Consider the following 26,066-nt stretch of genomic DNA (forward strand, 5'->3'; position numbering starts at 1 on the left):
CCGGCACAGCCTTGAAACTGTGCGCTCTGCCGGCGTAAGGCGTGATTTGTCTCGCAGTTTCAGCGATCAGGCCAGGCGTAGCGGGTAACGACTGACGGCCGGACTGCAGAGGTTGCTGGCGGGCAGCATCAGGGCGGTTTGATTGAGGGTGTTGACCAGTTGCAGCCAGAGGTTCTCCCCGCTGCTGAATTGCTCGTTGCCGAGCCACAGGCCGTGATGCCAGCCGCTGCCGGGTGCGGGTGTGCTTTGCAGCACGGCCGGGTGAGGTTGTGAGCTGGGGGTTCGGCGCAACCAGACTGGCCGTGGCAGGCCTTTGAGATAACGCAGGCCCAGATGCAGGCCCTGTTCATTGCTATGGCGCCAGCGGATCAGGGCCAAAGTGGGGGTTTCGCTGCCGGTCAGCAATAACAGCAACTGGCCAATCGGCAGCTGCGTGCCGCTGTCCGGGTTACACAGCAGGCGGGCGCCGCCGGGACTGGCATCGAGTATCTGGGCGCTGGTCTGGCTGGGGCGTTGCTCCAGCAACTGCGCATGGATGGCGCCGATGCCTACCACCAGCCGGCATTCACGGCTGTACTCGGTGCGTTCATGGCGGCGCTGTTGGCGTCCTTGCCAATGCCGGCTCGCTTGCTCCAGCAGGTGCCGCTGGGCCTGGCTCTGCAGGGGTGAGGGGTCTAGCACCGCCACCAGCAGGGCGCCCAACTCAAGGCGGCGCAGATGGGTTGGACTGTCAATCTGCTGGCCATGGTTCAGGCAAGGTTGCGCAGCGCTCAGGTCAATGATTGTTCCTTCAGCGTCATCCTCTTCGTCCCAGGGTTGCAGTCGGACCAGTTCGGCCAGGGGCGAGAGGGCGCTGAAGAGTTGCAGGCATTCACCTTCGGCCAGATGGAAGGGATTGCTTTGGGCCACCAGCAGCATCTGTTGGTAAAGACCGCGCAGGGTGTTGGCCGGTTGTGGCTGAAAGGCGGCCGCGACGGGTTCATCCAGGCATTGCTGCTGCTCGCCGATCCAGTACAGCAGGTGGCTGTCGCGCCACAGGCCGGACTCGGGTTCACGATACAGCTGGTAGTGACGCAGCAGGCTCTGGGCAAGAAAATACTGGGCCATATACAGGCCCCAGGCCAGGTGCGGGCGTGAGGGTTGCCGGCCCTGCAGCATCTGCAGCAACAGGCGTTTAAAGCCGATGGCCAGTTCATCGCAGAGGCGAACAAACAGACTGGGTGGCGCTTGCGTGCCCTGAAAGGCATTGGCGTAGTGGCGGTATTCCTCGCTGAAGCTTTGCAGGGCCCGCTGCCTTTCGAGTAAGGTCGTGGCGCTGCGGTTGAGGCGAAACAGCAGGCTCAGAACCTGTTGCAGGCCATTGCTCAGGGTTTCTTGGCGGGCCTGGCCGAGTGCCTGATTGAGTTCGGCAAGAGGCAGGGCTGCTTCGTCAAGCAGATCCGGTACTTCCAGACACAAGGCATCTAGGGTCATATCAACCTTGGTTTATCGAGGAGCGGGTGCATGGGCAAGCAGTTCCAAACAGTCATGCAAATGGTTGCCGTTATAAGCATGGCGCTGATTCTCGGGGCCTGTGGCGAGGATCTGGGTGTTGATCAGCATGGACGAAAGGTAGCGGTTGCCGGCCCGGAAGGCCAGTGGCTGGTGATCAATTACTGGGCTCAGTGGTGCGCGCCCTGTCGCAGCGAAATTCCCGAACTCAATGGTCTTGAACAGCGCTTCGAGGATGGCAGTGTGCGGGTGCTGGGGGTCAACTTCGATGGTTTGCAGGGTGAGAAACTCAGCCAGGCCGTCGAGGAGATGGGCATTCGCTTTACCGTGCTGGCGCAGGACCCGGCTGCGCGCTTCGGTTTGCCGGTCACCGAAGTACTGCCGGTCACCTATCTGATCGATGACCAGGGGCGTATGCGTGAGCGCTTGTTGGGGGAGCAGACCGCCGAGGCCCTGATTGCCCGCATCAGCGCATTGCGCAAGGAGGGCTGAGGGCATGTCGCAACAGTGCATGCAGGCACTGGTGTCGGGGCGGGTGCAGGGTGTGTACTTTCGCCAGTCGACGCTGCAACAGGCTCAGGCTCTGGGCTTGCGCGGCTGGGTACGCAACCTGAGCGATGGTCGTGTCGAAGTCTGGTATGAGGGCGATGAGCAGGCGCTGCAGCACTTGTCGCGCTGGCTGGAGCAGGGGCCGGCTCAACCCCAGGTTCATGAGTTGGAGCTGCACAGGCAGCCGGTCCAGGGGTTTGTGGACTTTCAGCTGTTGCGTTGATGCGGATGCTTAGGGTCTGTTGCCATTTCATTCGCGTCTCGCGATGAAACGGCAACAGACCCTAGGGTTTTACATGCCAGTAGTCATACCAGAAGCCAATCACCTTGTTCGGGTACTTGTCCTGGCCCAGGCTGCCGTTATAGCGGGCCAGGGCGCGACGTAGATCGCCCTGCTCGCGCTTGAGGTAGTGGGCCAGGATGGTGCAGCCGTAACGCAGATTGGTGGCGTTGTCGGTCAGGTTGTCCTGGGGGCGGCCCAGTTCGGCTTTCCAGAAGGGCATCACCTGCATCAGCCCCTGGGCACCCACCGAGGAAATGGCAAAACGGTCGAACAGGCTTTCGGCGTGAATCAGCGCCACCACCAGATCGGGGCGCAAGCCGGCTTTGCTGGCTTCTCGATGCACCAGACGCAGCAGGTCCAGGCGTTCCTCGGTATCGGGCACATAGCGCTTGAGGCGGGTCGACATATCCAGCAGCCAGACTTGCGCTTCAAAGCGATCGGCAAAACTGTCGGCCTGGTTCACGGTGCGCTGTAATGCGGCGCGCAGTTCGGCATCTGGCGCCTGGCGCAGGCTGGCCTGAGCGGATTGGCAAAGCAGTGTCAGGCAGCAGGCCAGCAGCAGGTATCTGCCCATCCGCTGTACTGCGCTATTCGCTGACCTTGCGCCCGGTACGGGTCAGGGCCTGGAGAAAGCTTTGCTGCAGCTCGGGGTCGTTGCGGGTCAGTTCGATCAGGCTCTGTTCCAGTTCGCTGGCTTCCTCTTCCAGGCCCAGCTCGGAGAGGCGCTGCACCCGGTGCACCCACTGCGCCACATCATCAGCTTCCAGGTCGTTGAAGATCAGTGCGTGGGCTTCCTGCAGCTTTCCGCGCAGGGTGCGACTGACCAGCAGGGTGGCGTCGCTGCGTGCGCTGCCCTGTGGGGCTTCTACGCTGAGCACCAGGCGATTGATGCGGCTGATGTCCTGATCGGCGAACGGACTGTCGAGCAGATTGAGGCGCAGGATGCCGTGGCGATCGGTTTGCAGTTCATAGGTTTCATCACCAGCCAGTACCTGAACACGCTGTTCACTCCAGGGCAAATTCAGGTATTCGGTATGGGGCTCGTGACGCTGCTCTTCGAGGCTGGCCAGGTTCTGCTGCGAGCGGCCATTGGACTCTATATTCATAAAGGGGTTGAGCCCGGCGAAGCCGTAGCCGATCAGGTCCTTGGTGGCACTGTCCGGGAGGCTGCCGAGCAGCAGAACGTTGAGCGCGTTGGCCGTGATGCCGCCGACCACTGCCACGGCGCCTGCGGGCACCTCATAGAGTTCACGCCAGGGTTGGTAGGGGGTATAGCGATCATAGCGGCGGGTGACTTCGATGCGGGTCACCTCAAAGGTCTTCTGCTCATGCACCTCGATCCGTCGCTGTGGCAATTCCAGCACCGCAGGCTCTCCTGTCTCGATCAGCATGTCGTGATCGAGCAGTTTGCGCTCGAAGCGCTCTTCATGCTCGCTACGCTGTGGCAACTGATTGGCACAGCCGCTTAAGAACAGGACGCCGCAGAGTGCGGCGCCGATCGGTTGCAAGGTGCTTCGTGTGAACATGATGGCTCTTGCTTGACAGCTGATTAGCGGCGGATACGGGCCTGGATAAAGGCCATGATGTCGGCCACGGGTACGGCCTGGGCTTCGGTTTCCTGGCGGCTCTTGTACTCCAGGTTGCCTTCAGCCAGGCCGCGGTCGCTGACCACGATGCGATGCGGAATGCCGATCAGCTCCATGTCGGCGAACTTGATGCCGGGGCTGGTCTTCTTGTCGCGGTCGTCCAGCAGCACCTCGAAACCGGCGGCGGTCAGCTCGGCATACAGCTTGTCGGTGGCTTCGCGCACCAGTTCGGTTTCGTAGCGCAGCGGCACCAGGGCGATCTGGAAGGGGGCCAGGGCATCGTTCCAGAGAATGCCGCGCTCGTCATTGTTCTGTTCGATGGCAGCTGCCACCACGCGGGAGACGCCGATACCGTAGCAGCCCATGGTCAGAGTCACTGGCTTGCCATTTTCGCCCAGCACCTGGCAGTTCAGCGCCTGGCTGTACTTGGTGCCGAGCTGGAAGATATGCCCGACCTCGATGCCGCGCTTGATCTCCAGGGTGCCCTGGCCATCGGGGCTAGGATCGCCGGCCACGACGTTGCGCAGGTCCTCGACCGCCGGCAGCGGCAGGTCGCGCTCCCAGTTGATGCCGAAGTAATGCTTGTCGTCGCTATTGGCGCCGGCGCCGAAGTCACTCATCAGCGCCACGCTACGGTCGATAATGCAGGGAATCGGCAGGTTGACCGGGCCCAGGGAGCCGGGGCCGGCACCGATGGCCGCGCGGATTTCGGCCTCGGAGGCGAACACCAGGGGGCTGGCTACCAGCTCAAGATTGGCAGCCTTGATTTCGTTCAGCTCGTGATCACCACGGATGATCAGGGCAACCAGGGTGCCTTCCTCACTGCCATGCACCACCAGGGTCTTGATGGTTTTCTCGATGGCCAGGTTGAACTGGCTGACCAGATCGTCGATGGTCTTGCAGTTCGGGGTTTCAACCAGGCGCATGGCCTCGGTGGCGGCACCGCGCGCGGTTTCACGTGGGATGGCTTCGGCCTTCTCGATATTGGCGGCGTAGTCGGAGGCGTTGCTGAAGGCGATATCGTCCTCGCCGGACTCGGCCAGCACATGGAACTCGTGGGAGCCGGTGCCGCCGATGGAGCCGGTGTCGGCCTGCACCGGGCGGAAGTTAAGGCCCAGGCGGGTGAAGATATTGCAGTAGGCCTGGTGCATGCGGTCGTAGGTTTCCTGCAGGGAAGCCTGGTCGGCATGAAAGGAGTAGGCGTCCTTCATGATGAACTCGCGGCCGCGCATCAGGCCGAAGCGTGGGCGGATCTCGTCGCGGAACTTGGTCTGGATCTGATACAGATTGATTGGCAACTGCTTGTAGCTGTTCAGCTCATTGCGCGCCAGGTCGGTGATCACTTCCTCGTGGGTGGGGCCTGCGCAGAAGTCGCGACCGTGACGATCCTTCATGCGCAGCAGCTCGGGGCCATACTGCTCCCAGCGCCCGGACTCCTGCCACAGCTCGGCCGGCTGGATGCCCGGCATCAGCACTTCCAGGGCGCCGGCGGCGTCCATCTCCTCGCGCACCACCTTTTCCACCTTGCGCAGCACGCGCAGGCCCATGGGCAGCCAGGTATACAGGCCGGATGCCAGCTTGCGGATCATGCCGGCACGCAGCATCAGCTGGTGGCTGATCACCACGGCATCGGAAGGGGTTTCTTTCAGGGTCGAGAGCAGGAACTGACTGGTACGCATAATTGGCCGTTCTGTCGTTTGCAAGGGGATTTCAATGGCCGGCATTGTACGGTGCCTATATAGCGGCGTACAGGATGCCGTCAGAACCTGATTGCGATCTGCTGCGCGTCGGCCCTACTGCGTTAAAAACAAGCTCGGAATGCTCATTTACACCAGTAAACTCCGCTTCCTCGCCTGCTTGATAAGCCGGAGGCTGTTACTAACGTAGCGCCTTGTATGGCTCTAGCTCGCTAGATCGTAAACAGGTTCTCAGAAGGGGAGTGTGTGGATGTCGAGTTTAAGTGCAGAGCAGGTGCAGGGGCTGATTCGGGCGGGGCTGCCCATGGCCGAAGATATCAACCTGTGTATCGATCGCCTGGATGAGGATGGCGTGCTGGCTCGGGTGCCGTTTCACAATAAGTTGATTCGCCCTGGTGGCACCCTGTCCGGGCCGACCATTATGGCCCTGGCTGATGCGGCCATGTATGCCGTGGTGCTGGGGCGCCTGGGCCGGGTTGAAATGGCGGTGACCTCGAACCTGAATATCAACTTTCTGGTCAAGCCCAAACCGGTGGACCTGCTAGCCGCAGCACGTATCCTGCGTTTGAGTCGCCGCCAGGCAGTATGCGAGGTGTCGTTGTATTCGGCGGGCAATGAGGAAGAACTGGTAGCCCATGTAACAGGAACCTATGCCTTGCCCTTGTGAGTTTGATTCAGGCAAAAAATTACCGTGAGCAATTTTTATCTTCGCACCATGACGTGTCACAGCGCGGCACCATGGATCTTAAGCCACAAAAAAGCCCGACCTAGGTCGGGCTTTTTTGTGTAGCAACTAAACGGACTGAATTACAGAACGCTCAGCGGGTACTCGACGATCAGACGGAAATCGTTGATGTCGTTGTCCAGACGGTTGTCTGCACGGTAGAAGGCATTACGGATGCGGAAGGACAGATCCTTTGCAGCGCCTTCCTGGATCACGTACTTGGCTTCGATATCGAGTTCACGTTCGGATGCATCGCTTTGAGCTGCGCCCATGTTGATGTTGTCACCAGCGACATAGCGGGTCATGAAGCTCAGGCCCGGTACACCATAGGAGGCCATGTCAATGTCGTAGCGAACTTGCCAAGAAGTCTCGTCTTCGTAGAGGAAGTCGGAGTACTGAACGGAGTTGGCCAGCCAGATGGTGCCGCCACCATCAACACCGTAGGCATAGCCGGAGTTGCCCGAGGAGCGCTGATGAGCCAAGGTGATAGTATGGGCGCCAACATTATAAGCAGCAGCCAGGCTCCAGATAGTGTTGTCTACATTGCCGCTCAGCTTATTCCCAGTGTCTGTGGTGCGGTAAGCGTTGAAGTCAAAATTGATCGACTGCTCTTCACTCAGGCCCAAGTTGTAGTTCAAGTTGAGGTAACGCTTATCGAAGTGATCTTCTACATGGGAGGCATAGATTGCACCGCTGAAATCATCGGTGAAGCTGTAGCTGGCACCAAGGAAGTCAATAGATTCGAGAGCGCCACCATTTGCACTGTCACGTGCAGTGTTGGTTTGCGAGTTTAAAGCAGTGAAGCGGCCGGCTTGAATTTCCAAGCCCTCAATTTCATTGCTGGTGACCATGGTGCCAGTGGCGACTTCAGGCAGAATGCGGCTGTCGTCAGTACTCAAAACTGGGTTGCCAACGAACATGTTGCCGTGTTTCAGGACAGTGTCGGAAACACGAAACTTGATCGCGCCACCGATCTCGCTTTGAGTGTCTTCACCACGACCATCGCTATCAGTTGCGAACAGACCGTTGGAGTGGCGACCTCGGCCGCTGTCAAATTTGATGCTGCTGAGAGAATGTGCGTCAAAACCAACGCCAACAGTACCTTGGGTAAAGCCGGATTCCAGCAGCAGGCGGATGCCTAGGCCGGTTTCTTCACGGTAGCTCTGAGCGCTACGTGCTGGCGAACCGCTACGGAAATCACGGTTCATGTACAGGGCGCGGTTAAAGATTTCGAAGCTGGTGTCTTCGATCAGGCCCTTGGATTCGGACTGGCTGGAAGCCACTGCCATTTGGGTGCTGCCCGCGGCTACTGCCAGGGCGATAACGCTCCACTTCATCACTTGCATCGTGATTGCTCCTTTGGTTTGAAAGCACTTCTGTCACGCACGAAAGGTGTGGACAGATTTTTCTTTTTGTGTCGGCGGCATACCTTATAGCACGTCACCGATGTTGACGATAGTTGCAGTCTATCCGTAACCAATTCTTCACATTCTTGTCGCAATGACTAAAAAGCCATGTCGCAAATCTGTAGATTTTGTTTCAGGGCTTTGGCCCGAATGGGCTTGAAGCCTTGTAAACACTGGACTGGCGTTGTTTTTGTTGTATGCCTGCTGCCGTCTGGCAAATCCATCGCTGAGTAAAAGCTAAAATCGTGCCATCTTTCAGGTTGGCTCTGGGTGTTTTATGTCCTTCTGATTTTGGCGGGTAAATCAACTTTTATTCTGGTTTGGTGAGTGCTTTTTAGGCTTTTTCACTGCCTGTTTTGGCTTTTTCAAGTGCTTGATCTGGCTCGGTTGCTTGAGGGCGCTTGTGCTGGGGTAGATGGGGGGGAGGGTGCTTGCTGGCGTAACGCACAGGTGACCGGGTTGGATTACCAAAGGAAACACAATGGTGCATGGCTCGCTGGAGTGGAGAAATCATGCATTCTCTTGGTGCAATGCGCTGCCTGGGTGAATGACGGCGTATGCAGGAGTATCCTGCCATTTGGTGTGCTGGTCGGTTGGCCGGTGTGAATTGCAAGCTTTTGGGTGGGGAGAGGCTCATGTTTACCCTGGATTCACGTCTGCAGCAGGATACGGTGGCGGTTGGGGACTTTCCGCTATGCCGTTTGCTGTTGATGAATGATGCGCAGTACCCCTGGTTTATCCTCGTGCCGCTACGCGAGGACGTGAGTGAGTTGTTTCAGCTAGATGAGCGGGATCAGCGAATGCTTTGGCGTGAAACCACCTTTCTTGCTGAGGTGCTCAAGGACAGTTTCGCTGCTGACAAGATGAATGTGGCGACGCTAGGCAATATGGTCGCGCAGTTGCACATGCATGTGATTGTGCGTCGCCGTGACGATTCGGCCTGGCCTGCGCCGGTCTGGGGTAAGCAAGCGGCAGTGCCTTATACTGCGCAGCAGGTTGAACGTGTCAAAGAGCGTTTACGTCTGGTGCTTACCGAAGATTTTTGTTTTGCCGAGGGTTGAGCCTTGAGTGATACGGATGTGCGAATCAGTGAGCTGGAGAGCCGGTTGGCCTTTCAGGACGATACCATCCAGGCCCTGAGTGACGAGTTGGCGGCTCAGCAACGGTTGCTGGAGCGCATGCAGATGCAAATCGCGCTGCTGGCCAAGCGTCAGGAGGAAGTGGCGGGTCAGTTTGGTATCAGTGAGGACGAGGCGCCGCCGCCTCATTATTAATTGAGGGATCAATACAACAAAGCCCGCGATTGCGGGCTTTGTTGTATGTGCGAGTTGCTTAGCGACGGCTTGGTAGGGCAGCGATCACGTCTTCTGCCTGCAGGCCTTTGTCACGCTGCATCACGGCAAACTCAACCCGTTGACCTTCGATCAGTACGCGATGGCCTTCGCCGCGAATCGCGCGGAAGTGCACGAAGATGTCATCCCCTGAGTCGCGGGAGATAAAGCCAAAACCTTTCGAGGTATTGAACCACTTGACGGTGCCGGTCTCGCGGTTGCCGCTGCTTTCGCGGCTAGCGTTTTGGCGTGGTTGCAGGCGCAGGTTGCAGGCCAGGTGCAGAGCAACGGCGGCAGTCAGGGTCAACAGGCTGAACAAAGTCGAAGGCAGGTCAGCGATGAAGGGCAGTGGTGCCAGCAGGATCAGGGTTTGCAGCAGGGTGGCCAGGATCAGCAAGGCACTTACCAGGTTCTGCAGGGGGTTGCGTAGGCCGTTGTGCCAGATAGGCAGTTGAGGAGCCAGAATCAGGTTGATCAGGCCAAACAGGGCCAGGCACAGGGCATCGATCTGTTGTAGAAAGGGCTGGGCGTTGTCGCTGACGCTGGGGAGGGCGGAAAGAATCAGAGCGGCAAGGCCGGTAAACAGGTGAACGGCTTTAAGCATGTTGAATGAACTCACTTTACAGGGTCGCAGGAAGAGCTGGCTGCGCAGGCTTGGCTATATTGAAGAGGGGCGGTGGGTCATACGCAGCGGGCCTATGCGCCAGGCCGACAGGGCGACTGGCTGCACGGGGCGTATTTAACAGCAAAGCGCGAGGGGACTCAAATCAGGCACTTGCAAGGCTGGTTTCGGGGGCTGGGTGGACCGTGTTACGGCCGTTGCGCTTGGCTTGATAGAGGGCGTCGTCGGCACGGGTGAGCAGGCTTTCAAAGTCATCCCCTGCTTGCGCCAAGGCATAACCGAAGGAGGCCGAAATGCTATCGAGCACTTCATCGGTACGCCTGACCTTGATACGCAGGGCGTGGATCTTGAGGCGCAGTTTCTCGGCGAAGGCGTGCACGTTGTCAGGGTTGCTGCAGTCTCGAAGAATTACGCAGAACTCTTCGCCGCCGTAGCGTGCGGCAATGGCTTGAGGGGGGAGCAGATCGCGTAGCAGGGAGCCTACATGTTGCAGGACGCGATCGCCTAGAGGGTGGCCATACTGGTCATTGAACTGCTTGAAGTGGTCGATATCCAGCATCAGCAAGGCGACGCCCTGAGGGTTGTCGTGGAGTATCTGCTCCAGCAGGCGGGTAAAGGCATTGCGGTTAAATACTTTGGTCAGGCTGTCCAGGGTGGCGGCCATGTGGGCGCGTTCCAGCTGGTTGCGCAGGCACTTGATCTCTTCCTGGGCGGCCTGTAGGCGGTAAAGAAACTTGTCCTGCTGATCCTGGATGACCTGGGTGCTGTGTTGCAGTTCGTTGAGTACGGCGGGCAGGTCTTCGATGATGGGCTCGTGCAGAGCGGCCAAGCCCTGCTCCAGGCTGGTTTGATAGTGTCGGCTACCAATTATGCTGCGTGATACATCACCTTCGATATCATCAACAAGGTCGATAACTTGCTGCTGGCCGGCACGGGCTTCCTCCAGCTCGCCATGGATGATGAAGTCGCGGAACAGCTTGACGGCGGTCTCAGGCGGGAAGCAGTCGAAATCCTGAACAGTTTTATCCAGGCGGCGATTCAACTCGGCATCCAGCCCCTTGCTGTAGCTATACCAGAGGGCGTAATGCACGGGGTTGGGTGGAATGCTGTGCTTCATCATCAGCGGCACGGCTTTTTTCAGAAGTGCCGCCGCCTCGCGGGTTTCTTCGGGAAAAAGTTCCAGTAGGCTGGGGGCTTTTTTAGGCTGGCTCATGCACTTCACTGTGGCAAATTGCGAATGAGCAAAGCATAGAGCATGGCTTGCCCAGACGCCTAGAAAAAGGCCCAAAAATCGGGCCTCTGTTTGTTCTGGATCAGCTATCGAGCAGGCTGCGCAACATCCAGGCGGTTTTCTCGTGCACCTGCATGCGCTGGGTCAGCAGGTCGGCGGTGGGCTCGTCGCTGACTTTGTCCAGCAGTGGGAAGATGCCGCGGGCCGTGCGCACTACTGCCTCCTGGCCCTGCACCAGTTGCTTGATCATATCGGCTGCGCTGGGTACGCCTTCTTCTTCCTTGATCGAGGAGAGTCGGGCGTAGGCCGCGTAGGTTCCTGGGGCCGGGAATCCCAGTGCGCGGATGCGTTCGGCTATCAGGTCGACGGCCAGGGCCAGTTCGGTGTACTGCCCTTCGAACATCAGGTGCAGCGTGTTGAACATCGGGCCGGTGACGTTCCAGTGGAAGTTGTGGGTCTTCAGATACAGGGTGTAGGTGTCGGCCAGCAAGCGGGACAGGCCTTCAGCGATAGCGGCGCGATCCTGCTCGGCGATGCCGATATTAATCTCCATGCCTATTCTCCTTGGTTGAGTAGGTCGTCAATGTACCAATGGCCTGAGCCTAACATGCGCTGTCTTGGGGCGCTGTTGAGCAAGATCAATCAAGCCTATGGTGTGTGCCTATGGTGAGTCAGTGATGTTTGAGCAATCTGGTCAATAGCCTTGGGTAGGCTGCAGGCAGCAAGCGCTGGATCCAGTCCAATAGATGCGCATCCTGGCCAATCAGGATGCGTGGGTGTTTGGCCTTGATGCCTTTGATGATGGTATCGGCAGCCTGTTCCGGAGTCGTGCGCGCCAGTTTCTCGAAGGCTTGCGCTGCGCGCTCGGCATCCTGTTGGCCGTCGATGCCGCGATAGAAACGGGCGGCGCGGGCGATATTGGTCTTGATGCCGCCGGGGTGTACACAGCTGGCACTGACGCCGGTGTGGCACAGCTCCTGGCGCAGGGCCTCGGTAAAGCCGCGTACGGCAAACTTGCTGGCGTTGTAGGCGCCTTGGCTGGGCATGCTGAGGATGCCGAAGATACTGGAAATGTTGACGATCTGGCCGCTTCTGTTGGCCAGCAGATGAGGCAGGAAAGCCTTGCTGCCATGGACCACGCCCCAGAAGTTGATATTCATCAGCCATTCGAAGTCGTTGTAGCTGAGTTCGGCAATAGACTGCGATACCGCGACTCCGGCGTTGTTGATAACCAGGTAGGCGCTGCCATGTTGCTGCAGGACGTCATCGGCAAAGGCGAAAACCGCCTGTCGGTCGGCGACATCCAAGGCGTGGCAACTGATGCGGCGCCCAGGGTGCTGCAGCTCCTGGGTCAGGGCGTGAAGATTGTGTTCGTTGATGTCGGCCAGGGCCAGGTCACAACCTTCCTTGGCCAGGGCGTGGGCTAGGGCCCGGCCGATGCCGGAGCCTGCGCCTGTAATGACGGCCACCTTGCCTGCGAGTCCTTGCATAACACTTCCCTGTCTGTTGGCTGATCGGAGCAGTTGAGCATGCAGTGATCCATTACTGATGAGCAAGTTCCGGTTGCTGTTGCAGGGCCTGATTGAACAGCTCGACCCAGTGCTGACTGAACTGGCTGCCGGCCAGGTTGTTGATTTCCAGAATGGCGCGCAGCAGTGGGCGTTTAGTCAGGGTTTGGTGGGCGCGTTCGTGGGTGCGGGCGTCGAAGGTGTCGACGATGCCCAGGATCAGGGCGCCGGGGTTGATTTCGATTTCGCTCAGGCCTTTGGGGTAACCACTGCCGTCGGCGTGCTCCTGGTGCTGCATGACGATTTCTGCGGCCTCCTGCCAGTTCGGCATGCGCTTGAGCAGGTCATGGGCCAGGCGGGGGTGCGCCTGCATCTGGCGTCGTTCTTCGCGGCTGTAGGCGCTCTGTTTATGGAGGATTTCCAGGGGGAGAAAGGCCATGCCCAGGTCATGCAGGCAAACGGCGGTCGCCAGTTGTGCGGGTGCCACCGGTTGCCCGCCCAGCTGGTTGATCTGCAGGGCCAGTTGCAGTTGACGCAGGCCGCGGCCCTGCCAGTACTGGGAGCGGCGCTCGCTGGCCTGCATCAGTTCGACGAAGAACAGCAGGTCGGCATCGGCCGTGATCCCGTAGCGCTGGAGCAGTTCGGCCGCCACTGATTGCTCCGCGGGGCTGGGGCTGGGCAGCTGGGTATCGGGGTCAAGCTGGCGCAGCAGCGTGCTGCGCAGTTTCGTTTGTTCGGCTGCAGGCGCTTTGGCCAGGGTCGATAGGCCCTGGGCCAGGGCCTGGCTCTGGGCCTCGGTGATATGTGCGGGGGTGTCGCCGAGGGTCTGGGCGATCAGGGCTTTGCTGTGGTCCAGGGTGAGCAGGAGGATATCGCCCAGCAGGCTGTCAAAACTCAGGCTGGCTTCACGCAGGCAGGCCAGTACATCTTCCATGGCCTGGGGCACCTGCATCAGCTCGTTGAGGCCGATATAACCCAGGTTGCCTTTGAGCGTATGCACCAGGCGAAACAGTTCGCGCAGGCGTTCGCCGTCATTGGGGTGGTGTTCCAGTTCGATCAGCAGTTGCTCGCAGCGCTGGAATTGTTCACTGGATTCCAGGCGAAAGTCCGCCAGCAGGTCGCTGGGGATCTCTGCAAGATTCGGCGTAGCCATGGCGCCTCCGGTGGTGGCGAAGCTGTCGATGTCACCTGAGTATAGGGAGGCTGGGCAAAAGCGCGTGGTGTGGCGGCTGCATGTGACGCCTTAACCATATATAATCCCGCGTTTTGCAAGGCAGGGTGGGCGTCCGGATAGGCGCGAACGGCCCTGTGCAGAGGTTGCAAGAGCGGCCTTTGCGCCAGCCGGCTTGCCCGGTCAACCGCGTCGCGAACAGGCGACCCAACGAATTCAAGACTCAAGAGAAGCGATCCATGATGCGCAGCCATTATTGCGGCCAACTGAACGAGAGCCTGGATGGCCAGGAAATTACCCTCTGCGGCTGGGTGCACCGTCGCCGTGATCACGGCGGGGTGATTTTCCTCGATATTCGTGACCGTGAAGGCCTGGCCCAGGTGGTGTTCGATCCGGATCGCGCCGAGACCTTCGCCAAGGCCGACCGCGTACGCAGCGAGTATGTGGTCAAGATCACCGGCAAGGTGCGTCTGCGCCCCGAAGGTGCGCGCAATGCCAATATGGCCAGCGGCGCCATCGAAGTGCTGGGCTATGAGCTGGAAGTGCTCAACGAGGCGGAAACCCCGCCGTTCCCGCTCAACGAATACACCGACGTCGGTGAAGAAACCCGCCTGCGCTATCGCTTTATCGACCTGCGTCGCCCGGAGATGGCCGAGAAGCTCAAGCTGCGTTCGCGCATCACCAGCAGCATCCGTCGCTACCTGGATGACAACGGCTTCCTCGACGTCGAGACGCCGATCCTCACCCGCGCCACCCCGGAAGGCGCCCGCGACTATCTGGTGCCGAGCCGTACCCACGCCGGCAGCTTCTTCGCCCTGCCGCAGTCGCCGCAGCTGTTCAAGCAGCTGCTGATGGTGGCCGGCTTCGACCGCTACTACCAGATCGCCAAGTGCTTCCGCGACGAGGACCTGCGTGCCGACCGCCAGCCGGAATTCACTCAGATCGACATCGAGACCAGCTTCCTCGATGAGAAAGACATCATGGGCATCACCGAGACCATGGTGCGCAACTTGTTCAAGGAAGTGCTGGACGTCGAGTTCGGCGAGTTGCCGCACATGACCCTGGCCGAGGCCATGCGCCGCTTCGGTTCGGACAAGCCGGACCTGCGCATCCCGCTGGAACTGGTGGACGTCGAGGATCAGCTCAAGGACGTCGAGTTCAAGGTCTTTGCGGGACCTGCCAACGACCCGAAATGCCGCGTCACCGCGCTGCGCGTCCCGGGCGGGGCGAGCATGCCGCGCAAGCAGATCGACGACTACACCAAGTTCGTCGGCATCTACGGCGCCAAGGGCCTGGCCTATATCAAGGTCAACGAGCGTGCGGCCGGCGTGGACGGCCTGCAGTCGCCGATCGTCAAGAACATCCCGCTGGACAACATCAACGTGATCCTTGATCGCGTCGGCGCTGTCGATGGCGATATCGTGTTCTTCGGCGCCGACAAGGCCAAGATCGTTTCCGAAGCCCTGGGTGCGCTGCGTATCAAGCTGGGTCACGACCTCAATCTGCTGACCTGCGAGTGGGCACCGCTATGGGTGGTCGACTTCCCGATGTTCGAGGAAAACGACGATGGCAGCCTGACCGCCATGCACCACCCGTTCACCGCGCCGAGCTGCAGCCCGGAGGAACTGGAAGCCAACCCGGCCGCCGCGCTGTCGCGCGCCTATGACATGGTGCTCAACGGCACCGAGCTGGGTGGCGGTTCGATCCGTATCCACGACAAGGCCATGCAGCAGACCGTGTTCCGCGTGCTCGGTATCAGTGAGGAAGAGCAGCAGGAGAAGTTCGGCTTCCTCCTCGATGCGCTCAAGTACGGCGCGCCGCCCCACGGTGGCCTGGCCTTCGGCCTGGATCGCCTGGTGATGCTGATGACCGGCGCCAGCTCGATCCGCGAAGTGATCGCCTTCCCGAAAACCCAGAGCGCGGCCTGCGTCATGACCCAGGCACCGGGGCTGGTGGAAAACAAGGCACTGCGCGAGCTGCATATTCGCCTGCGCGAGCAAGTCAAGGCCGAATAAGCCGTTACCGAGAAGCCTGGATTACCAGGCTTCTTCGTTATGGGGCGGAGAGACTCGAACTCTCACACCCTGGCAACTGTTAAATGAAACAACCGGAGTGAGTTATGGCTGGTCATTCCAAATGGGCCAATATCAAGCACCGCAAGGGGCGTCAGGACGCCAAGCGGGGCAAGATCTTCACCAAAATCATTCGCGAGCTGACCGTTGCAGCCAAGCATGGCGGCCCGGTGCCGGCGGATAACCCGCGTCTGCGTCTGGCCGTGGACAAGGCGCTGACCGCCAATATGTCCCGCGAGGTGATCGACCGTGCCATCGCCCGTGGTGCGGGTAACAACGAAGCCGACAACGTTGTCGAGCTGAGCTACGAGGGCTACGCGCCGAGCGGCGTGGCGATCATCGTTGAAGCCATGACCGACAACCGCAACCGTACCGCAGCCGAAGTGCGCCATGCCTTTACCAAGTGCGGTGGCAACCTGGGTACCGATGGTTCGGTGGCCTATATGTTCGAGCGCAAGGGGCAGATCAGTTTTGCTCCGGGCGTTGACGAGGACGCTCTGATGGAAGCGGCCCTGGAGGCCGGCGCCGACGACGTGGAAATGGGCGAGGATGGCTCCGCCCTGGTGTCCACCAGTTTTGCCGACTTCCATGCGGTCAACGAGGCGCTGAACGCCGCTGGTCTCAAGGGCGAAGAAGCCGATATCGCCATGATTCCCTCGATCAGTGCGCCGATCACCGATCTGGAAACCGCGCAGAAGGTGGTCAAGCTGATCGATATGCTGGAAGACCTGGATGACGTGCAGAACGTCTACCACAACGCCGAGATCGCCGATGAGCTGATGGAGCAGCTTGGCTGAGGTCGTGAGCGGGCTGCTGAGGTAGCGGTGCGGGCCGGAGGCCGCCTTCGGGCGCTTCCGGCTTTTTCGTATCAGCCCGCCGGATATCTTGTTGTGAGTGACGACGCCTCTTGGCGCCCCTATACTCGCGAACTGGATAAATAGACAGTGTGGCGCTCGTCGCGTCACCTATGGATAGCAAGCATGACGCTGATTTTGGGGATCGATCCCGGTTCGCGTATCACCGGCTACGGTGTGGTGCGCGATACCGGACGCGGCTGCGAATATGTCGCCTCGGGTTGCATCCGCACCGGCAGTGGCAGCATGCCCGAGCGCTTGCAGGCGGTGTTCCGCGGGGTGCGCGAGGTTATCGCCACCTACGGACCGGTGACCATGGGCATCGAGCAGGTGTTTATGGCGCGCAACCCGGATTCGGCCCTCAAGCTGGGTCAGGCCCGTGGTGTGGCCATCGTGGCGGGTGTCGAGGCCGGGCTGGACGTCGCCGAATACACCGCCACTCAGGTCAAGCAGGCGATTGCCGGTACGGGCGGGGCGGATAAGGAGCAGGTGCAGTTGATGGTCATGCATCTGCTCAAATTGGTGCAGAAGCCGCAGATCGACGCCTCCGATGCCCTGGCCATCGCCCTGTGTCATGCCCATCATCGGCAGAGTCTGATCCCCCATGGCTTGCTGGGCGCCAAACGGCGTTCGGGTCGTCTGCGTTTGTAACTTTATTTTAGGATGATAGCGGTGATCGGACGTTTGCGCGGCACCCTGGCGGAAAAACAGCCGCCCCATGTGACTCTCGACATAAATGGTTTGGGTTATGAGCTGGAAGTGCCCATGACCACGCTGTACCGTTTGCCCGCGGTGGGCGAGCCGCTGACTCTGCACACCCATCTGGTGGTGCGTGAAGATGCCCAGCTGCTCTACGGCTTTTTCGAGAAGCGCGAGCGTGAGCTGTTCCGCGAGCTGATCCGGCTCAACGGTGTGGGCCCCAAGCTGGCCCTGGCGCTGATGTCGGGTCTTGAGGTGGATGAGCTGGTGCGCTGCGTACAGGCCCAGGACAGCTCGGTGCTGGTCAAGGTGCCGGGGGTCGGCAAGAAAACCGCCGAGCGCCTGCTGGTAGAGCTCAAGGATCGTTTCAAGGCCTGGGAGACGCTGCCCGGCATGAGTGGTCTGGTGGTGGAACCTCGGGCCGCTGACGCAGTCTCAAGCGCCGAGAATGATGCGGTCAGCGCCCTGATCTCCCTGGGTTACAAGCCCCAGGAGGCCAGCCGGGCGGTGTCTGCGGTCAAGGAGGATGGTTTGAGTAGTGAAGATATGATCCGCCGTGCCCTGAAGGGAATGCTCTAGTGCTTGAAGCCGACCGCCTGATTACCGCCACGGCCCGCGACCGCGATGAGCAGGTCGATCGCGCCATACGCCCGCTCAAACTCGCCGACTATATTGGTCAGCCGGTGGTGCGCGAGCAGATGCAACTGTTTATCCAGGCCGCTCGCGGCCGCAGCGAGGCGCTGGATCACACCCTGATCTTCGGTCCGCCGGGCCTGGGCAAGACCACCCTGGCCAATATCATCGCCCAGGAAATGAACGTCTCGATCAAGAGCACCTCTGGCCCCGTGCTGGAGCGGCCGGGCGATCTGGCGGCGCTGCTGACCAATCTGCAGCCGGGCGATGTGCTGTTTATCGACGAGATTCATCGCCTTTCACCCATAGTCGAGGAGGTGCTGTACCCGGCCATGGAGGACTTCCAGCTCGATATCATGATCGGCGAAGGCCCCGCGGCCCGTTCGATCAAGCTCGACCTGCCACCCTTTACCCTGGTCGGCGCCACTACCCGTGCCGGCATGCTGACCAACCCGCTGCGTGACCGCTTCGGCATCGTCCAGCGCCTGGAGTTCTACAACACGGATGATCTGGCCACCATCGTCATGCGCTCGGCCGGCATTCTCGGTCTGCCCATCGAGGCCCATGGTGCCCTAGAAATTGCCCGCCGCGCGCGCGGTACACCGCGTATTGCCAATCGACTGCTGCGCCGGGTGCGGGACTTCGCCGAGGTGCGCGGGCAGGGTGAGATTACCCGGCAGATTGCCGATCTGGCGCTCAATCTGCTGGATGTGGACGAGCGTGGCTTCGACCATCAGGACCGCCGCCTGCTGCTGACCATGATCGAGAAGTTCGACGGCGGCCCGGTGGGCATCGACAACCTGGCGGCGGCCATCAGTGAAGAGCGCCATACCATCGAGGATGTACTGGAGCCCTACCTGATCCAGCAGGGCTATATCATGCGTACCCCCAGGGGGCGAGTGGTAACGCGGCACGCTTATCTGCACTTCGGTTTGAATGTGCCAGGACGTCTTGGCGAGCTGCCGTCTGCTGACCTGTTTGGCAATCCAGCCGAGTGAGAAAAATACTTGTTACAGACGATTGGCAAGACCGAGGCCGGGGACTAGAGTATGCGCGCGCAAAACGGAGTTGAACCCTTTACCCATCGTTGTCGGGTGTATTTCGAAGACACCGATGCGGGTGGCATCGTCTACTACGTCAATTACCTCAAATTTATGGAACGGGCTCGTACCGAGCGCCTGCGTGACCTGGGTTTTTTCCAGTCAACGCTGGCCGAGGAGGGCCTGTTGTTCGTTGTGCATTCGGCCGAAGCGCGCTATCACGCGCCGGCCAAGCTTGACGACGAGTTGCTGGTAAGCGCCGAAGTCATTGAATTAAACCGTGCCAGCCTGCGCTTTCGTCAACAGGTCAGGCGGGCTGCGGATGACGTGCTGCTCTGCGAGGGGCAGTTTCTGGTGGCCTGTGTGCGCGCCGACAATTTGAAACCCCGGGCCATACCCCAGGCCTTGCGTGCGGCGTTTGCCGAGCAGGCCGGCGCGGGATTATCTGACGCAGGAGAGTAAGCGTGGAAGCCAACGCAAACGCCGTTGACCATATGTCGATGTGGAGTCTGATCAGCAATGCCAGTCTGCTTGTGCAACTGGTGATGCTCACCCTGGTGGCCGCTTCGGTCATTTCCTGGGTCATGATTTTCCAGCGCAGCACCGCTATCCGTGCGGCCAAGCGCGCCCTGGACAATTTCGAGGATCGTTTCTGGTCGGGTATCGACCTGTCCAAGCTGTATCGCCAGGCCGGCAGCAACCCGGATCCGGATTCAGGCCTGGAGCAGATCTTCCGTGCCGGTTTCAAGGAGTTCTCCCGCCTGCGCCAACAGCAGGGCGTCGATCCGGATGCGGTGATGGACGGTGTGGCCCGGGCCATGCGTGTGGCCATCTCCCGCGAGGAAGAAAAGCTCGAAGCCGCATTGCCGTTTCTTGCCACCGTGGGTTCCACCAGCCCCTATATCGGGCTGTTCGGTACCGTGTGGGGCATCATGAACTCCTTCCGCGGTCTGGCCCAGGTGCAGCAGGCCACACTGGCCACTGTGGCGCCGGGTATCGCCGAGGCCCTGATTGCCACCGCCATCGGTCTGTTTGCGGCCATCCCGGCGGTGATTGCCTACAACCGTTTCTCCGCTCGCAGCGAAATGCTGATCGGCCGTTACTACACCTTCGCCGACGAGTTTCAGGCGATCCTGCACCGCAAGGTGCATACCTCGGACGACTAAAGGGCAGAACCAGTCATGGCGAGAATTCGCAATAGACGCAAGCCGGTCGCCGAGATGAACGTGGTGCCCTATATCGACGTGATGCTGGTGCTGCTGGTGATCTTTATGGTCACCGCGCCCATGCTCAATCAGGGGGTCAAGGTCGATCTGCCCAAGGTCAGCAGCGAAGTGCTGCCCCAGGACAACGATGCCCAGGTGCTGACCATTTCGATCAAGGCCGACAAGACCTACTACTGGAACATGGGCACGGAAGTGGATGTGGACACCGTGCAGGACCAGGCCATGACTCTGGAGCAGATGACTCAGGCAGTGACCGCCATCATCAACCAGAACCGCAGCATGGGTAAGCAGGTGCAGGTGTTCGTACGTGGCGACAAGTCGGTGGACTATGGCACCGTCATGGCCGCCATGGGTGGCTTGCAGCAGGCTGACGTGGGCAACGTCGGGCTGATTACCGAGGCCCCCTGATGCGCGAGCGTGAGCAGGCTCCTTCGCAAAGCTACTTCTGGCCGGTGATCTGGGCCGTGGCCCTGCATGCGCTGATGTTCGCCATGCTGTTCGTCAGCTTTGCCTTTACCCCGGAACTGCCCCCGGCGCGGCCGGTGGTGCAGGCCACCCTGTATCAGTTGCAGTCGCAGAGCCAGGCCACTACCCAGACCAATCAGAAAATTGCCGGAGAGGCGCAGAAGACTGCGGCGCCGCAATTCGAGGTTGAGCAGCTGGAACAGAAGAAGGCCGACGACCAGAAGATTGCCGCCGCCAAGGCCGCGGAACAAAAGAAGGCCGAGGAGGCTCGAAAGGCCGAAGCGGTGAAGAAGGCCGAAGCCGAGAAGAAAGCGGCCGAGCAGAAACGCCAGGCCGACATCGCCAAGAAGAAAGCGGCTGACGAGGCAGCGAAGAAAAAGGCCGAAGAGGACGCGAAGAAGAAGGCGGCCGCAGAGGTAGCCAAGAAAAAAGCCGCCGAAGAGGCCAAGAAGAAGGCAGCGGCCGAGGCCGCCCAGCGCAAGGCTGTCGAGGACAAGAAGGCGGCCGCCCTGGCCGAGTTGTTATCCGACAGCGTGCAACGTCAGCAGGCCCTGGCTGAAACCCATGGCGATCAGGTGGCCGGCAGTCTGGATGATCTGATCGTCAAACTGGTTAGCGAACAATGGCGTCGACCACCCTCGGCGCGTAATGGCATGAGCGTGGAAGTGCTGATCGAGATGTTGCCCGATGGCACCATTATTAATGCCAGCGTGACCCGCTCCAGCGGCGACGGCCCCTTCGACAGTTCGGCAGTACAGGCGGTGCGCAACGTGGGGCGCATCGCAGAAATGCAGCAGCTGGATCGCGCCACATTCGATCGGCTATACCGGCAGCGTCGCGCTGTCTTCAAACCGGAGGACCTAGGTCTGTGAATACCCTGATGCGTATAGCCTTGCTTGGCCTGGCCCTGTTGGTCGGCAGCGCGCAAGCCAATGATCCACTGGTGATCAGCTCCGGCACCGACCGCGCCACCCCTATTGCCGTGGTGCCTTTTGGCTGGTCCAGCGGCACCGTGCTGCCCGATGACATGGCGCAGATCATCGGTAACGACCTGCGCAATTCCGGCTATTTCGAGCCAATCCCGCGGCAGAACATGATCAGCCTGCCGACCCAGGCCAGCGAAGTCATCTACCGTGACTGGAAGGCCCTGGGCGCCCAGTATGTGCTGGTCGGTAATATCCTGCCCAATGCCGGTCGCCTGCAGGTGCAGTACGCGCTGTTCAATGTGGCCACCGAACAGCAGGTGCTGACCGGTAACGTGGCCGGTGGCACCGACCAGCTGCGCGATATGGCTCACTATATTGCTGACCAGTCGTTCGAGAAGCTGACCGGGGTCAAGGGGGCGTTCTCGACCCGTATGCTCTATGTCACCGCCGAGCGTTTTGGCGTCAACAACACCCGCTATACCTTGCAGCGCTCCGACTACGATGGTGCCCGCGCAGTGACCCTGTTGCAGTCCCGCGAGCCGATCCTGTCGCCGTCCTTTGCTCCGGACGGTCGGCGTATCGCCTATGTGTCCTTCGAGCAGAAGCGGCCGCGTATCTTCGTGCAGCATATCGACACCGGTCGCCGCGAGCAGATCACCAACTTCGAAGGCCTCAACGGCGCGCCGGCCTGGTCGCCGGATGGCAATCGCCTGGCATTTGTCCTGTCCAAGGATGGCAATCCGGAAGTCTATGTCATGGACATGGGCACTCGGCAGCTGCGCCGGGTGACCAATCACTACGCCATCGATACCGAACCTTTCTGGGGCAAGGATGGTCAGACCCTGTACTTCACCTCGGATCGCGCCGGTAAGCCGCAGATCTACAAGACCAATATCAACAGTGGGGCTGTAGAGCGGGTGACCTTTGTCGGTAACTACAACGCCAACCCGAAATTGTCGGCCGATGAAAAGACCCTGGTGATGATCCATCGTCAGGACGGTTTCACTGTGTTCAAGGTGGCCGCGCAGGACCTGCAGACCAATCGTCTGCGCATACTGTCTGATACAAGTTTGGATGAGTCGCCCACTGTTGCGCCCAACGGCACAATGCTAATCTACGCCACCCGCCAGCAGGGCCGGGGAGTCTTGATGTTAGCGTCGACCAACGGACGCGTGAGGCTCCCTCTTCCTACCGCTCAAGGCGAAGTTCGAGAGCCTTCTTGGTCCCCTTACCTGAACTGATGCGGCGCTTCACCTTTATTGCTGTAAATACTGCTTAACACACTGGGGTTCATTAGGAGCTACATGATGGAAATGCTGAAATTCGGTAAGTTTGCTGCACTGAGCCTGGCTCTGGCCGTGGCTGTAGGTTGTTCCTCGAAGGGCGGTGATGACAGCGGCGAAGGCGCTGTTGACCCGAACGCTGGCTACGGTGCCAACACTGGCGCAGTTGACGGCAGCCTGAGCGAAGAAGCAGCTCTGCGCGCAATCACCACCTTCTACTTCGAGTACGACAGCTCCGACCTGAAGCCGGAAGCCATGCGCGCTCTGGACGTTCACGCCCGTGACCTGCAGGGCAACGGTGCTCGCGTAGTCCTGGAAGGCCACGCCGACGAACGCGGTACCCGTGAATACAACATGGCTCTGGGCGAGCGTCGCGCCAAGGCCGTGCAGCGTTACCTGGTACTGCAGGGCGTTTCCCCAGCTCAGCTGGAGCTGGTTTCCTACGGTGAAGAGCGTGCCATCGCCACTGGCAACGACGAGTCTTCCTGGGCTCAGAACCGTCGCGTCGAACTGCGTAAGTAATTCGATATGCGTACGTGCCGTCGCGCTTTAACCGTTCTGGTGCTCAGCCTGCCGCTTGCGGCCTGGGCTGAGATTCCCGTGGTGGATAACACAGCCGGCTACCCGCCGGCCGGTTATGGCGCGTCTGGTGCCTATGCGGGGGGAGGGGCTTCGGCCCCTGTCTCTGCGCAGGGCATGTTGTTCAACCAGTTGCAGCAGATGCAGCAGGAAATTGCCCAGCTGCGCGGCATGCTGGAAGAACAGCAGAATGAAATTCAGCGCCTGAAGCAAGAGAGCCTGGAGCGTTATCAGAGCCTCGATCAGCGCTTGAGTGGTGCAGCGCCAGCTGCGACCCCAGAGAATACCGTGGCCGGCGGGGCAATCAATGCCAGCGCCGCGCCAACCCCGCCGAGCGAGCAGAGTGCTGCCGCGCCGGCTGATCCGGAGAAGGAAAAGCTGTTCTATGACGCTGCCTTCGACCTGATCAAAGCCAAGGACTTCACCCGGGCCGCCCAGGCTTTCAACGGGTTTCTCAACAAGTACCCAAACAGCCAGTATGCCGGCAATGCCCAGTACTGGCTGGGTGAGGTGACCCTGGCCAATGGTGATGTGCAGGGCGCGGGTCAGGCCTTCGCCAAGGTCGCCCAGCAGTATCCGAGTCATGCCAAGGTGCCGGATGCCCTGTTCAAGCTGGCCGATGTGGAGCAGCGCCTGGGCAATACCGATAAGGCGAAAGGAATCCTGCGTCAGGTCATCGCCCAGTATCCGGGTAGTTCTGCCGCCCAGCTGGCGCAGCGTGACCTGCAGCGTCTTCCCTGATTCGCCAGCCTTGATTCGATAAACCCGCGCCTGGCGCGGGTTTTTTGTGTCTGCCTTGTCGTGGTGCTCCTGCAGCGTTAGAAACGGTTCGCGGCGTTTTTGATGGCCTGCCATCCCTGGCGGCCACCCTGCGGGTTGTCGCTGCGCGACGTTAAAACTGCTCCTAGCGTTTTTGATGGCCTGCCATCCTTGGCGGCCACCCTGCGGGTTGTCGCTGCGCGACGTTAGAAATTTCTCCCGGAAATTTTTTATGGCCTGCCATCCCTGGCAGCCACCCTTCGGGCCGTTGCTGCGCAACGTTAAAAACTGCTCCCGGCAGTTTTTTCGTATACAATTCGCGGCCCTTTTCCCGCAACGGAGGCGGACAGCCTGTTTAGCTGTCACGCCCGTGGCTGATATGCAAGAAACCCTGCGAATTACCGAGATTTTCTACTCGCTGCAGGGCGAGACGCGCACCGCCGGCTTGCCGACTGTGTTCGTTCGCCTGACCGGCTGTCCCCTGCGCTGCCAGTATTGTGATACCGCCTATGCTTTCAGTGGTGGCGAGATCATGAGCCTGGACGCCATCCTCGATCAGGTGGCGAGCTACAAACCGCGCTATATCTGCGTCACCGGTGGTGAGCCGCTGGCCCAGCCCAACTGCATACCGCTGCTTAAGCGTCTGTGTGACGCCGGCTATGAAGTGTCCCTGGAAACCAGTGGCGCCCTTGATGTGGCCGCCGTTGATCCACGGGTGAGCAAGGTGCTCGACCTGAAGACGCCAGGCTCGGCCGAAGTGGCGCGCAATCGCTATGAAAATATCGAGCTGCTGACGCCCAATGATCAGGTCAAGTTCGTCATCTGCTCCCGCGAAGACTACGACTGGGCGGTGACCAAGCTGATCCAGTATCAGCTGGACCAGCGTGCCGGCGAGGTGCTTATGTCGCCCAGCCATCACGAACTGGATGCCCGTTCGCTGGCCGACTGGATAGTGGCGGACAACCTGCCGGTGCGTCTGCAGATGCAGTTGCACAAGATTCTCTGGAATGACGAGCCGGGGCACTGAGATGAGTGACAAGAAAGCGGTGATTCTTCTTTCCGGTGGGCTGGATTCGGCCACCGTGGTGGCCATGGCCAAGGCCGAGGGCTACAGCTGTTACAGCATGAGTTTCGACTACGGCCAGCGTCATCGCGTCGAGTTGCAGGCCGCCGAGCGGGTGGCGCAGCAGCTGGGCGTGGTCGAGCACAAGGTGATCGGTCTCAATCTCAACGGCATCGGCGGCTCGGCCCTGACCGATACTGGTATCGATGTGCCGGAAAGCCCCACCGAGGGCATTCCTGTGACCTATGTGCCGGCGCGCAATACGGTGTTCTTGTCCCTGGCATTGGGCTGGGCCGAGGTGCTGGGGGCGCAGGACATCTTTATCGGGGTCAATGCCGTGGACTACTCCGGCTACCCGGATTGCCGGCCGGAATTTATCCAGGCCTTCGAGCGCCTGGCCAATCTGGCGACTCGCGAAGGCGTGGAGGGGCAGGGCTTTCGTATCCAGGCGCCGCTGCAGAATATGAGCAAGGCCGAGATCGTTCAGGTCGGCATGGGGCATGGTGTGGACTATGCATTGACGGTGTCTTGCTACCAGGCCGATGAAGATGGCCGTGCCTGTGGCAAATGCGACAGCTGCCGCCTGCGAGCAGCCGGCTTTGCCACTGCCGGGGTCGCCGACCCGACTCGCTATTTTTGATATTTTTCTCGAGGAGTGTTGATTTCCTGAATTAAATCAGTATCATGCGCCTCGCGTTGGGTCGTTAGCTCAGTTGGTAGAGCAGTTGGCTTTTAACCAATTGGTCGTAGGTTCGAATCCTACACGACCCACCAAATCGCAAAGCCAGTCACTAGACTGGCTTTTTTTTGCTCTCGAAAAAGCCCCTTGGCCGATGTCGCGCCCCTCCGTGGCGGTGAGTGCGAAGAG

29 protein-coding genes, 1 tRNA gene and 1 pseudogene are annotated in these 26,066 nt (G+C 60.1%); 20 read left to right on the forward strand and 11 right to left on the reverse strand.

The window, feature by feature from the left end; all coding sequences use genetic code 11:
- Window positions 1–66 precede the first annotated feature (66 nt).
- Window positions 67–1,473, reverse strand: coding sequence for a PilZ domain-containing protein (locus GJV18_RS08250; protein ID WP_160344344.1), 1,407 nt, complete (start codon window positions 1,471–1,473; stop codon window positions 67–69).
- Between the two features lie 60 nt (window positions 1,474–1,533).
- Between GJV18_RS08250 and GJV18_RS08255 the strand changes: the two genes are divergently transcribed.
- Together GJV18_RS08255 and GJV18_RS08260 are read left to right on the forward strand one after the other, a co-directional pair.
- Window positions 1,534–1,983, forward strand: coding sequence for a TlpA disulfide reductase family protein (locus tag GJV18_RS08255; RefSeq protein ID WP_233280082.1), 450 nt, complete (start codon window positions 1,534–1,536; stop codon window positions 1,981–1,983).
- Between the two features lie 4 nt (window positions 1,984–1,987).
- Window positions 1,988–2,263, forward strand: coding sequence for an acylphosphatase (locus tag GJV18_RS08260; protein ID WP_160344348.1), 276 nt, complete (start codon window positions 1,988–1,990; stop codon window positions 2,261–2,263).
- 61 nt (window positions 2,264–2,324) lie between these two features.
- Here GJV18_RS08260 and GJV18_RS08265 read toward each other — a convergent pair whose 3' ends face one another.
- The 3 genes from GJV18_RS08265 to GJV18_RS08275 are packed head-to-tail and all read right to left on the reverse strand — an operon-like array spanning window position 2,325 to window position 5,588.
- Window positions 2,325–2,897 carry a lytic transglycosylase domain-containing protein gene (locus GJV18_RS08265; protein ID WP_160344350.1) on the reverse strand — a complete coding sequence of 191 codons (573 nt, stop codon included), beginning with the start codon at window positions 2,895–2,897 and terminating at the stop codon, window positions 2,325–2,327.
- A gap of 13 nt (window positions 2,898–2,910) precedes the next feature.
- Window positions 2,911–3,849 carry a hypothetical protein gene (locus GJV18_RS08270; protein ID WP_160344352.1) on the reverse strand — a complete coding sequence of 313 codons (939 nt, stop codon included), beginning with the start codon at window positions 3,847–3,849 and terminating at the stop codon, window positions 2,911–2,913.
- Between the two features lie 23 nt (window positions 3,850–3,872).
- Entirely contained in the window at window positions 3,873–5,588 is a 1,716-nt protein-coding gene (locus GJV18_RS08275; protein WP_160344354.1) for a proline--tRNA ligase, read from the reverse strand.
- Window positions 5,589–5,856: 268 nt separating this feature from the next.
- Between GJV18_RS08275 and GJV18_RS08280 the strand changes: the two genes are divergently transcribed.
- Entirely contained in the window at window positions 5,857–6,273 is a 417-nt protein-coding gene (locus GJV18_RS08280; protein WP_160344356.1) for a PaaI family thioesterase, read from the forward strand.
- 140 nt (window positions 6,274–6,413) lie between these two features.
- On the opposite strand, the gene GJV18_RS08285 is transcribed toward GJV18_RS08280, so the two are convergent.
- Window positions 6,414–7,676, reverse strand: coding sequence for an OprD family porin (locus tag GJV18_RS08285; protein WP_160344358.1), 1,263 nt, complete (start codon window positions 7,674–7,676; stop codon window positions 6,414–6,416).
- A gap of 695 nt (window positions 7,677–8,371) precedes the next feature.
- On the opposite strand from GJV18_RS08285, the gene GJV18_RS08290 reads away from it, so the two are divergent.
- Window positions 8,372–8,797, forward strand: a complete 426-nt coding sequence (locus GJV18_RS08290; protein WP_160344360.1) for an HIT family protein — start codon at window positions 8,372–8,374, stop codon at window positions 8,795–8,797.
- 3 nt (window positions 8,798–8,800) lie between these two features.
- The gene (locus GJV18_RS08295) at window positions 8,801–9,010 is read left to right on the forward strand and encodes a SlyX family protein (RefSeq protein ID WP_160344362.1); all 210 of its coding nucleotides are present in this window, start codon (window positions 8,801–8,803) and stop codon (window positions 9,008–9,010) included.
- Window positions 9,011–9,068: 58 nt separating this feature from the next.
- On the opposite strand, the gene GJV18_RS18635 is transcribed toward GJV18_RS08295, so the two are convergent.
- From GJV18_RS18635 to GJV18_RS08320, 6 genes and pseudogenes are all read right to left on the reverse strand, one after another.
- On the reverse strand, window positions 9,069–9,326 hold the full coding sequence (locus tag GJV18_RS18635) for a cold shock domain-containing protein (protein ID WP_233280147.1): 258 nt from the start codon (window positions 9,324–9,326) through the stop codon (window positions 9,069–9,071).
- 24 nt (window positions 9,327–9,350) lie between these two features.
- A pseudogene (locus tag GJV18_RS18755) lies at window positions 9,351–9,671 on the reverse strand (cold shock domain-containing protein membrane protein); the annotation flags it as partial.
- A gap of 163 nt (window positions 9,672–9,834) precedes the next feature.
- Entirely contained in the window at window positions 9,835–10,902 is a 1,068-nt protein-coding gene (locus GJV18_RS08305; protein ID WP_160344366.1) for a GGDEF domain-containing protein, read from the reverse strand.
- Between the two features lie 100 nt (window positions 10,903–11,002).
- Window positions 11,003–11,473 carry a Dps family protein gene (locus GJV18_RS08310; RefSeq protein ID WP_160344368.1) on the reverse strand — a complete coding sequence of 157 codons (471 nt, stop codon included), beginning with the start codon at window positions 11,471–11,473 and terminating at the stop codon, window positions 11,003–11,005.
- 118 nt (window positions 11,474–11,591) lie between these two features.
- On the reverse strand, window positions 11,592–12,410 hold the full coding sequence (locus tag GJV18_RS08315; RefSeq protein WP_160344370.1) for an SDR family NAD(P)-dependent oxidoreductase: 819 nt from the start codon (window positions 12,408–12,410) through the stop codon (window positions 11,592–11,594).
- A 52-nt stretch (window positions 12,411–12,462) separates the two neighbouring features.
- Window positions 12,463–13,581: an HD domain-containing phosphohydrolase gene (locus GJV18_RS08320; protein ID WP_160344372.1), complete on the reverse strand. Its 1,119-nt coding sequence runs from the start codon at window positions 13,579–13,581 to the stop codon at window positions 12,463–12,465.
- A 257-nt stretch (window positions 13,582–13,838) separates the two neighbouring features.
- Here GJV18_RS08320 and aspS point away from each other — a divergent pair, with 257 nt between their 5' ends.
- The 15 genes from aspS to GJV18_RS08395 all read left to right on the forward strand — a co-directional run bounded on the left by aspS (window position 13,839) and on the right by GJV18_RS08395 (window position 25,972).
- Complete coding sequence (aspS, locus tag GJV18_RS08325; RefSeq protein WP_160344374.1) at window positions 13,839–15,614, forward strand: aspartate--tRNA ligase; 1,776 nt, start codon at window positions 13,839–13,841, stop codon at window positions 15,612–15,614.
- Between the two features lie 104 nt (window positions 15,615–15,718).
- Window positions 15,719–16,468, forward strand: a complete 750-nt coding sequence (locus GJV18_RS08330; RefSeq protein ID WP_160344376.1) for a YebC/PmpR family DNA-binding transcriptional regulator — start codon at window positions 15,719–15,721, stop codon at window positions 16,466–16,468.
- A gap of 183 nt (window positions 16,469–16,651) precedes the next feature.
- Window positions 16,652–17,176, forward strand: coding sequence for a crossover junction endodeoxyribonuclease RuvC (ruvC, locus tag GJV18_RS08335; RefSeq protein WP_160344378.1), 525 nt, complete (start codon window positions 16,652–16,654; stop codon window positions 17,174–17,176).
- Between the two features lie 21 nt (window positions 17,177–17,197).
- Window positions 17,198–17,803 carry a Holliday junction branch migration protein RuvA gene (gene ruvA / locus GJV18_RS08340; protein ID WP_160344380.1) on the forward strand — a complete coding sequence of 202 codons (606 nt, stop codon included), beginning with the start codon at window positions 17,198–17,200 and terminating at the stop codon, window positions 17,801–17,803.
- Entirely contained in the window at window positions 17,803–18,855 is a 1,053-nt protein-coding gene (ruvB, locus tag GJV18_RS08345) for a Holliday junction branch migration DNA helicase RuvB (RefSeq protein WP_160344381.1), read from the forward strand. The genes ruvA and ruvB overlap by 1 nt, the downstream gene beginning before the upstream one ends.
- A 51-nt stretch (window positions 18,856–18,906) precedes the next feature.
- Complete coding sequence (gene ybgC, locus GJV18_RS08350; protein WP_160344383.1) at window positions 18,907–19,359, forward strand: tol-pal system-associated acyl-CoA thioesterase; 453 nt, start codon at window positions 18,907–18,909, stop codon at window positions 19,357–19,359.
- 32 nt (window positions 19,360–19,391) lie between these two features.
- On the forward strand, window positions 19,392–20,063 hold the full coding sequence (gene tolQ, locus GJV18_RS08355; protein ID WP_160346047.1) for a protein TolQ: 672 nt from the start codon (window positions 19,392–19,394) through the stop codon (window positions 20,061–20,063).
- A gap of 15 nt (window positions 20,064–20,078) precedes the next feature.
- Entirely contained in the window at window positions 20,079–20,531 is a 453-nt protein-coding gene (gene tolR, locus GJV18_RS08360; protein WP_160344385.1) for a protein TolR, read from the forward strand.
- Window positions 20,531–21,460 carry a cell envelope integrity protein TolA gene (gene tolA, locus GJV18_RS08365; protein WP_407692337.1) on the forward strand — a complete coding sequence of 310 codons (930 nt, stop codon included), beginning with the start codon at window positions 20,531–20,533 and terminating at the stop codon, window positions 21,458–21,460. The genes tolR and tolA overlap by 1 nt, the downstream gene beginning before the upstream one ends.
- A complete protein-coding gene (tolB, locus tag GJV18_RS08370) occupies window positions 21,457–22,755 on the forward strand; it encodes a Tol-Pal system beta propeller repeat protein TolB (RefSeq protein WP_160344387.1) in 1,299 nt (432 codons plus the stop codon). The genes tolA and tolB overlap by 4 nt, the downstream gene beginning before the upstream one ends.
- A gap of 66 nt (window positions 22,756–22,821) precedes the next feature.
- Window positions 22,822–23,319, forward strand: coding sequence for a peptidoglycan-associated lipoprotein Pal (pal, locus tag GJV18_RS08375; protein ID WP_160344388.1), 498 nt, complete (start codon window positions 22,822–22,824; stop codon window positions 23,317–23,319).
- A 6-nt stretch (window positions 23,320–23,325) separates the two neighbouring features.
- On the forward strand, window positions 23,326–24,117 hold the full coding sequence (gene ybgF / locus GJV18_RS08380; protein WP_160344390.1) for a tol-pal system protein YbgF: 792 nt from the start codon (window positions 23,326–23,328) through the stop codon (window positions 24,115–24,117).
- 397 nt (window positions 24,118–24,514) lie between these two features.
- Complete coding sequence (gene queE / locus GJV18_RS08385) at window positions 24,515–25,162, forward strand: 7-carboxy-7-deazaguanine synthase QueE (protein ID WP_160344392.1); 648 nt, start codon at window positions 24,515–24,517, stop codon at window positions 25,160–25,162.
- A gap of 1 nt (window position 25,163) precedes the next feature.
- Window positions 25,164–25,838, forward strand: coding sequence for a 7-cyano-7-deazaguanine synthase QueC (queC, locus tag GJV18_RS08390; protein ID WP_160344394.1), 675 nt, complete (start codon window positions 25,164–25,166; stop codon window positions 25,836–25,838).
- Window positions 25,839–25,896: 58 nt separating this feature from the next.
- Window positions 25,897–25,972 (forward strand) — tRNA-Lys (locus GJV18_RS08395).
- The last annotated feature ends 94 nt before the right edge of the window (window positions 25,973–26,066 follow it).

Origin of the sequence: Pseudomonas xionganensis (assembly GCF_009763245.1) — a bacterium.
Classification (GTDB): Bacteria; Pseudomonadota; Gammaproteobacteria; order Pseudomonadales; family Pseudomonadaceae; genus Aquipseudomonas; species Aquipseudomonas xionganensis.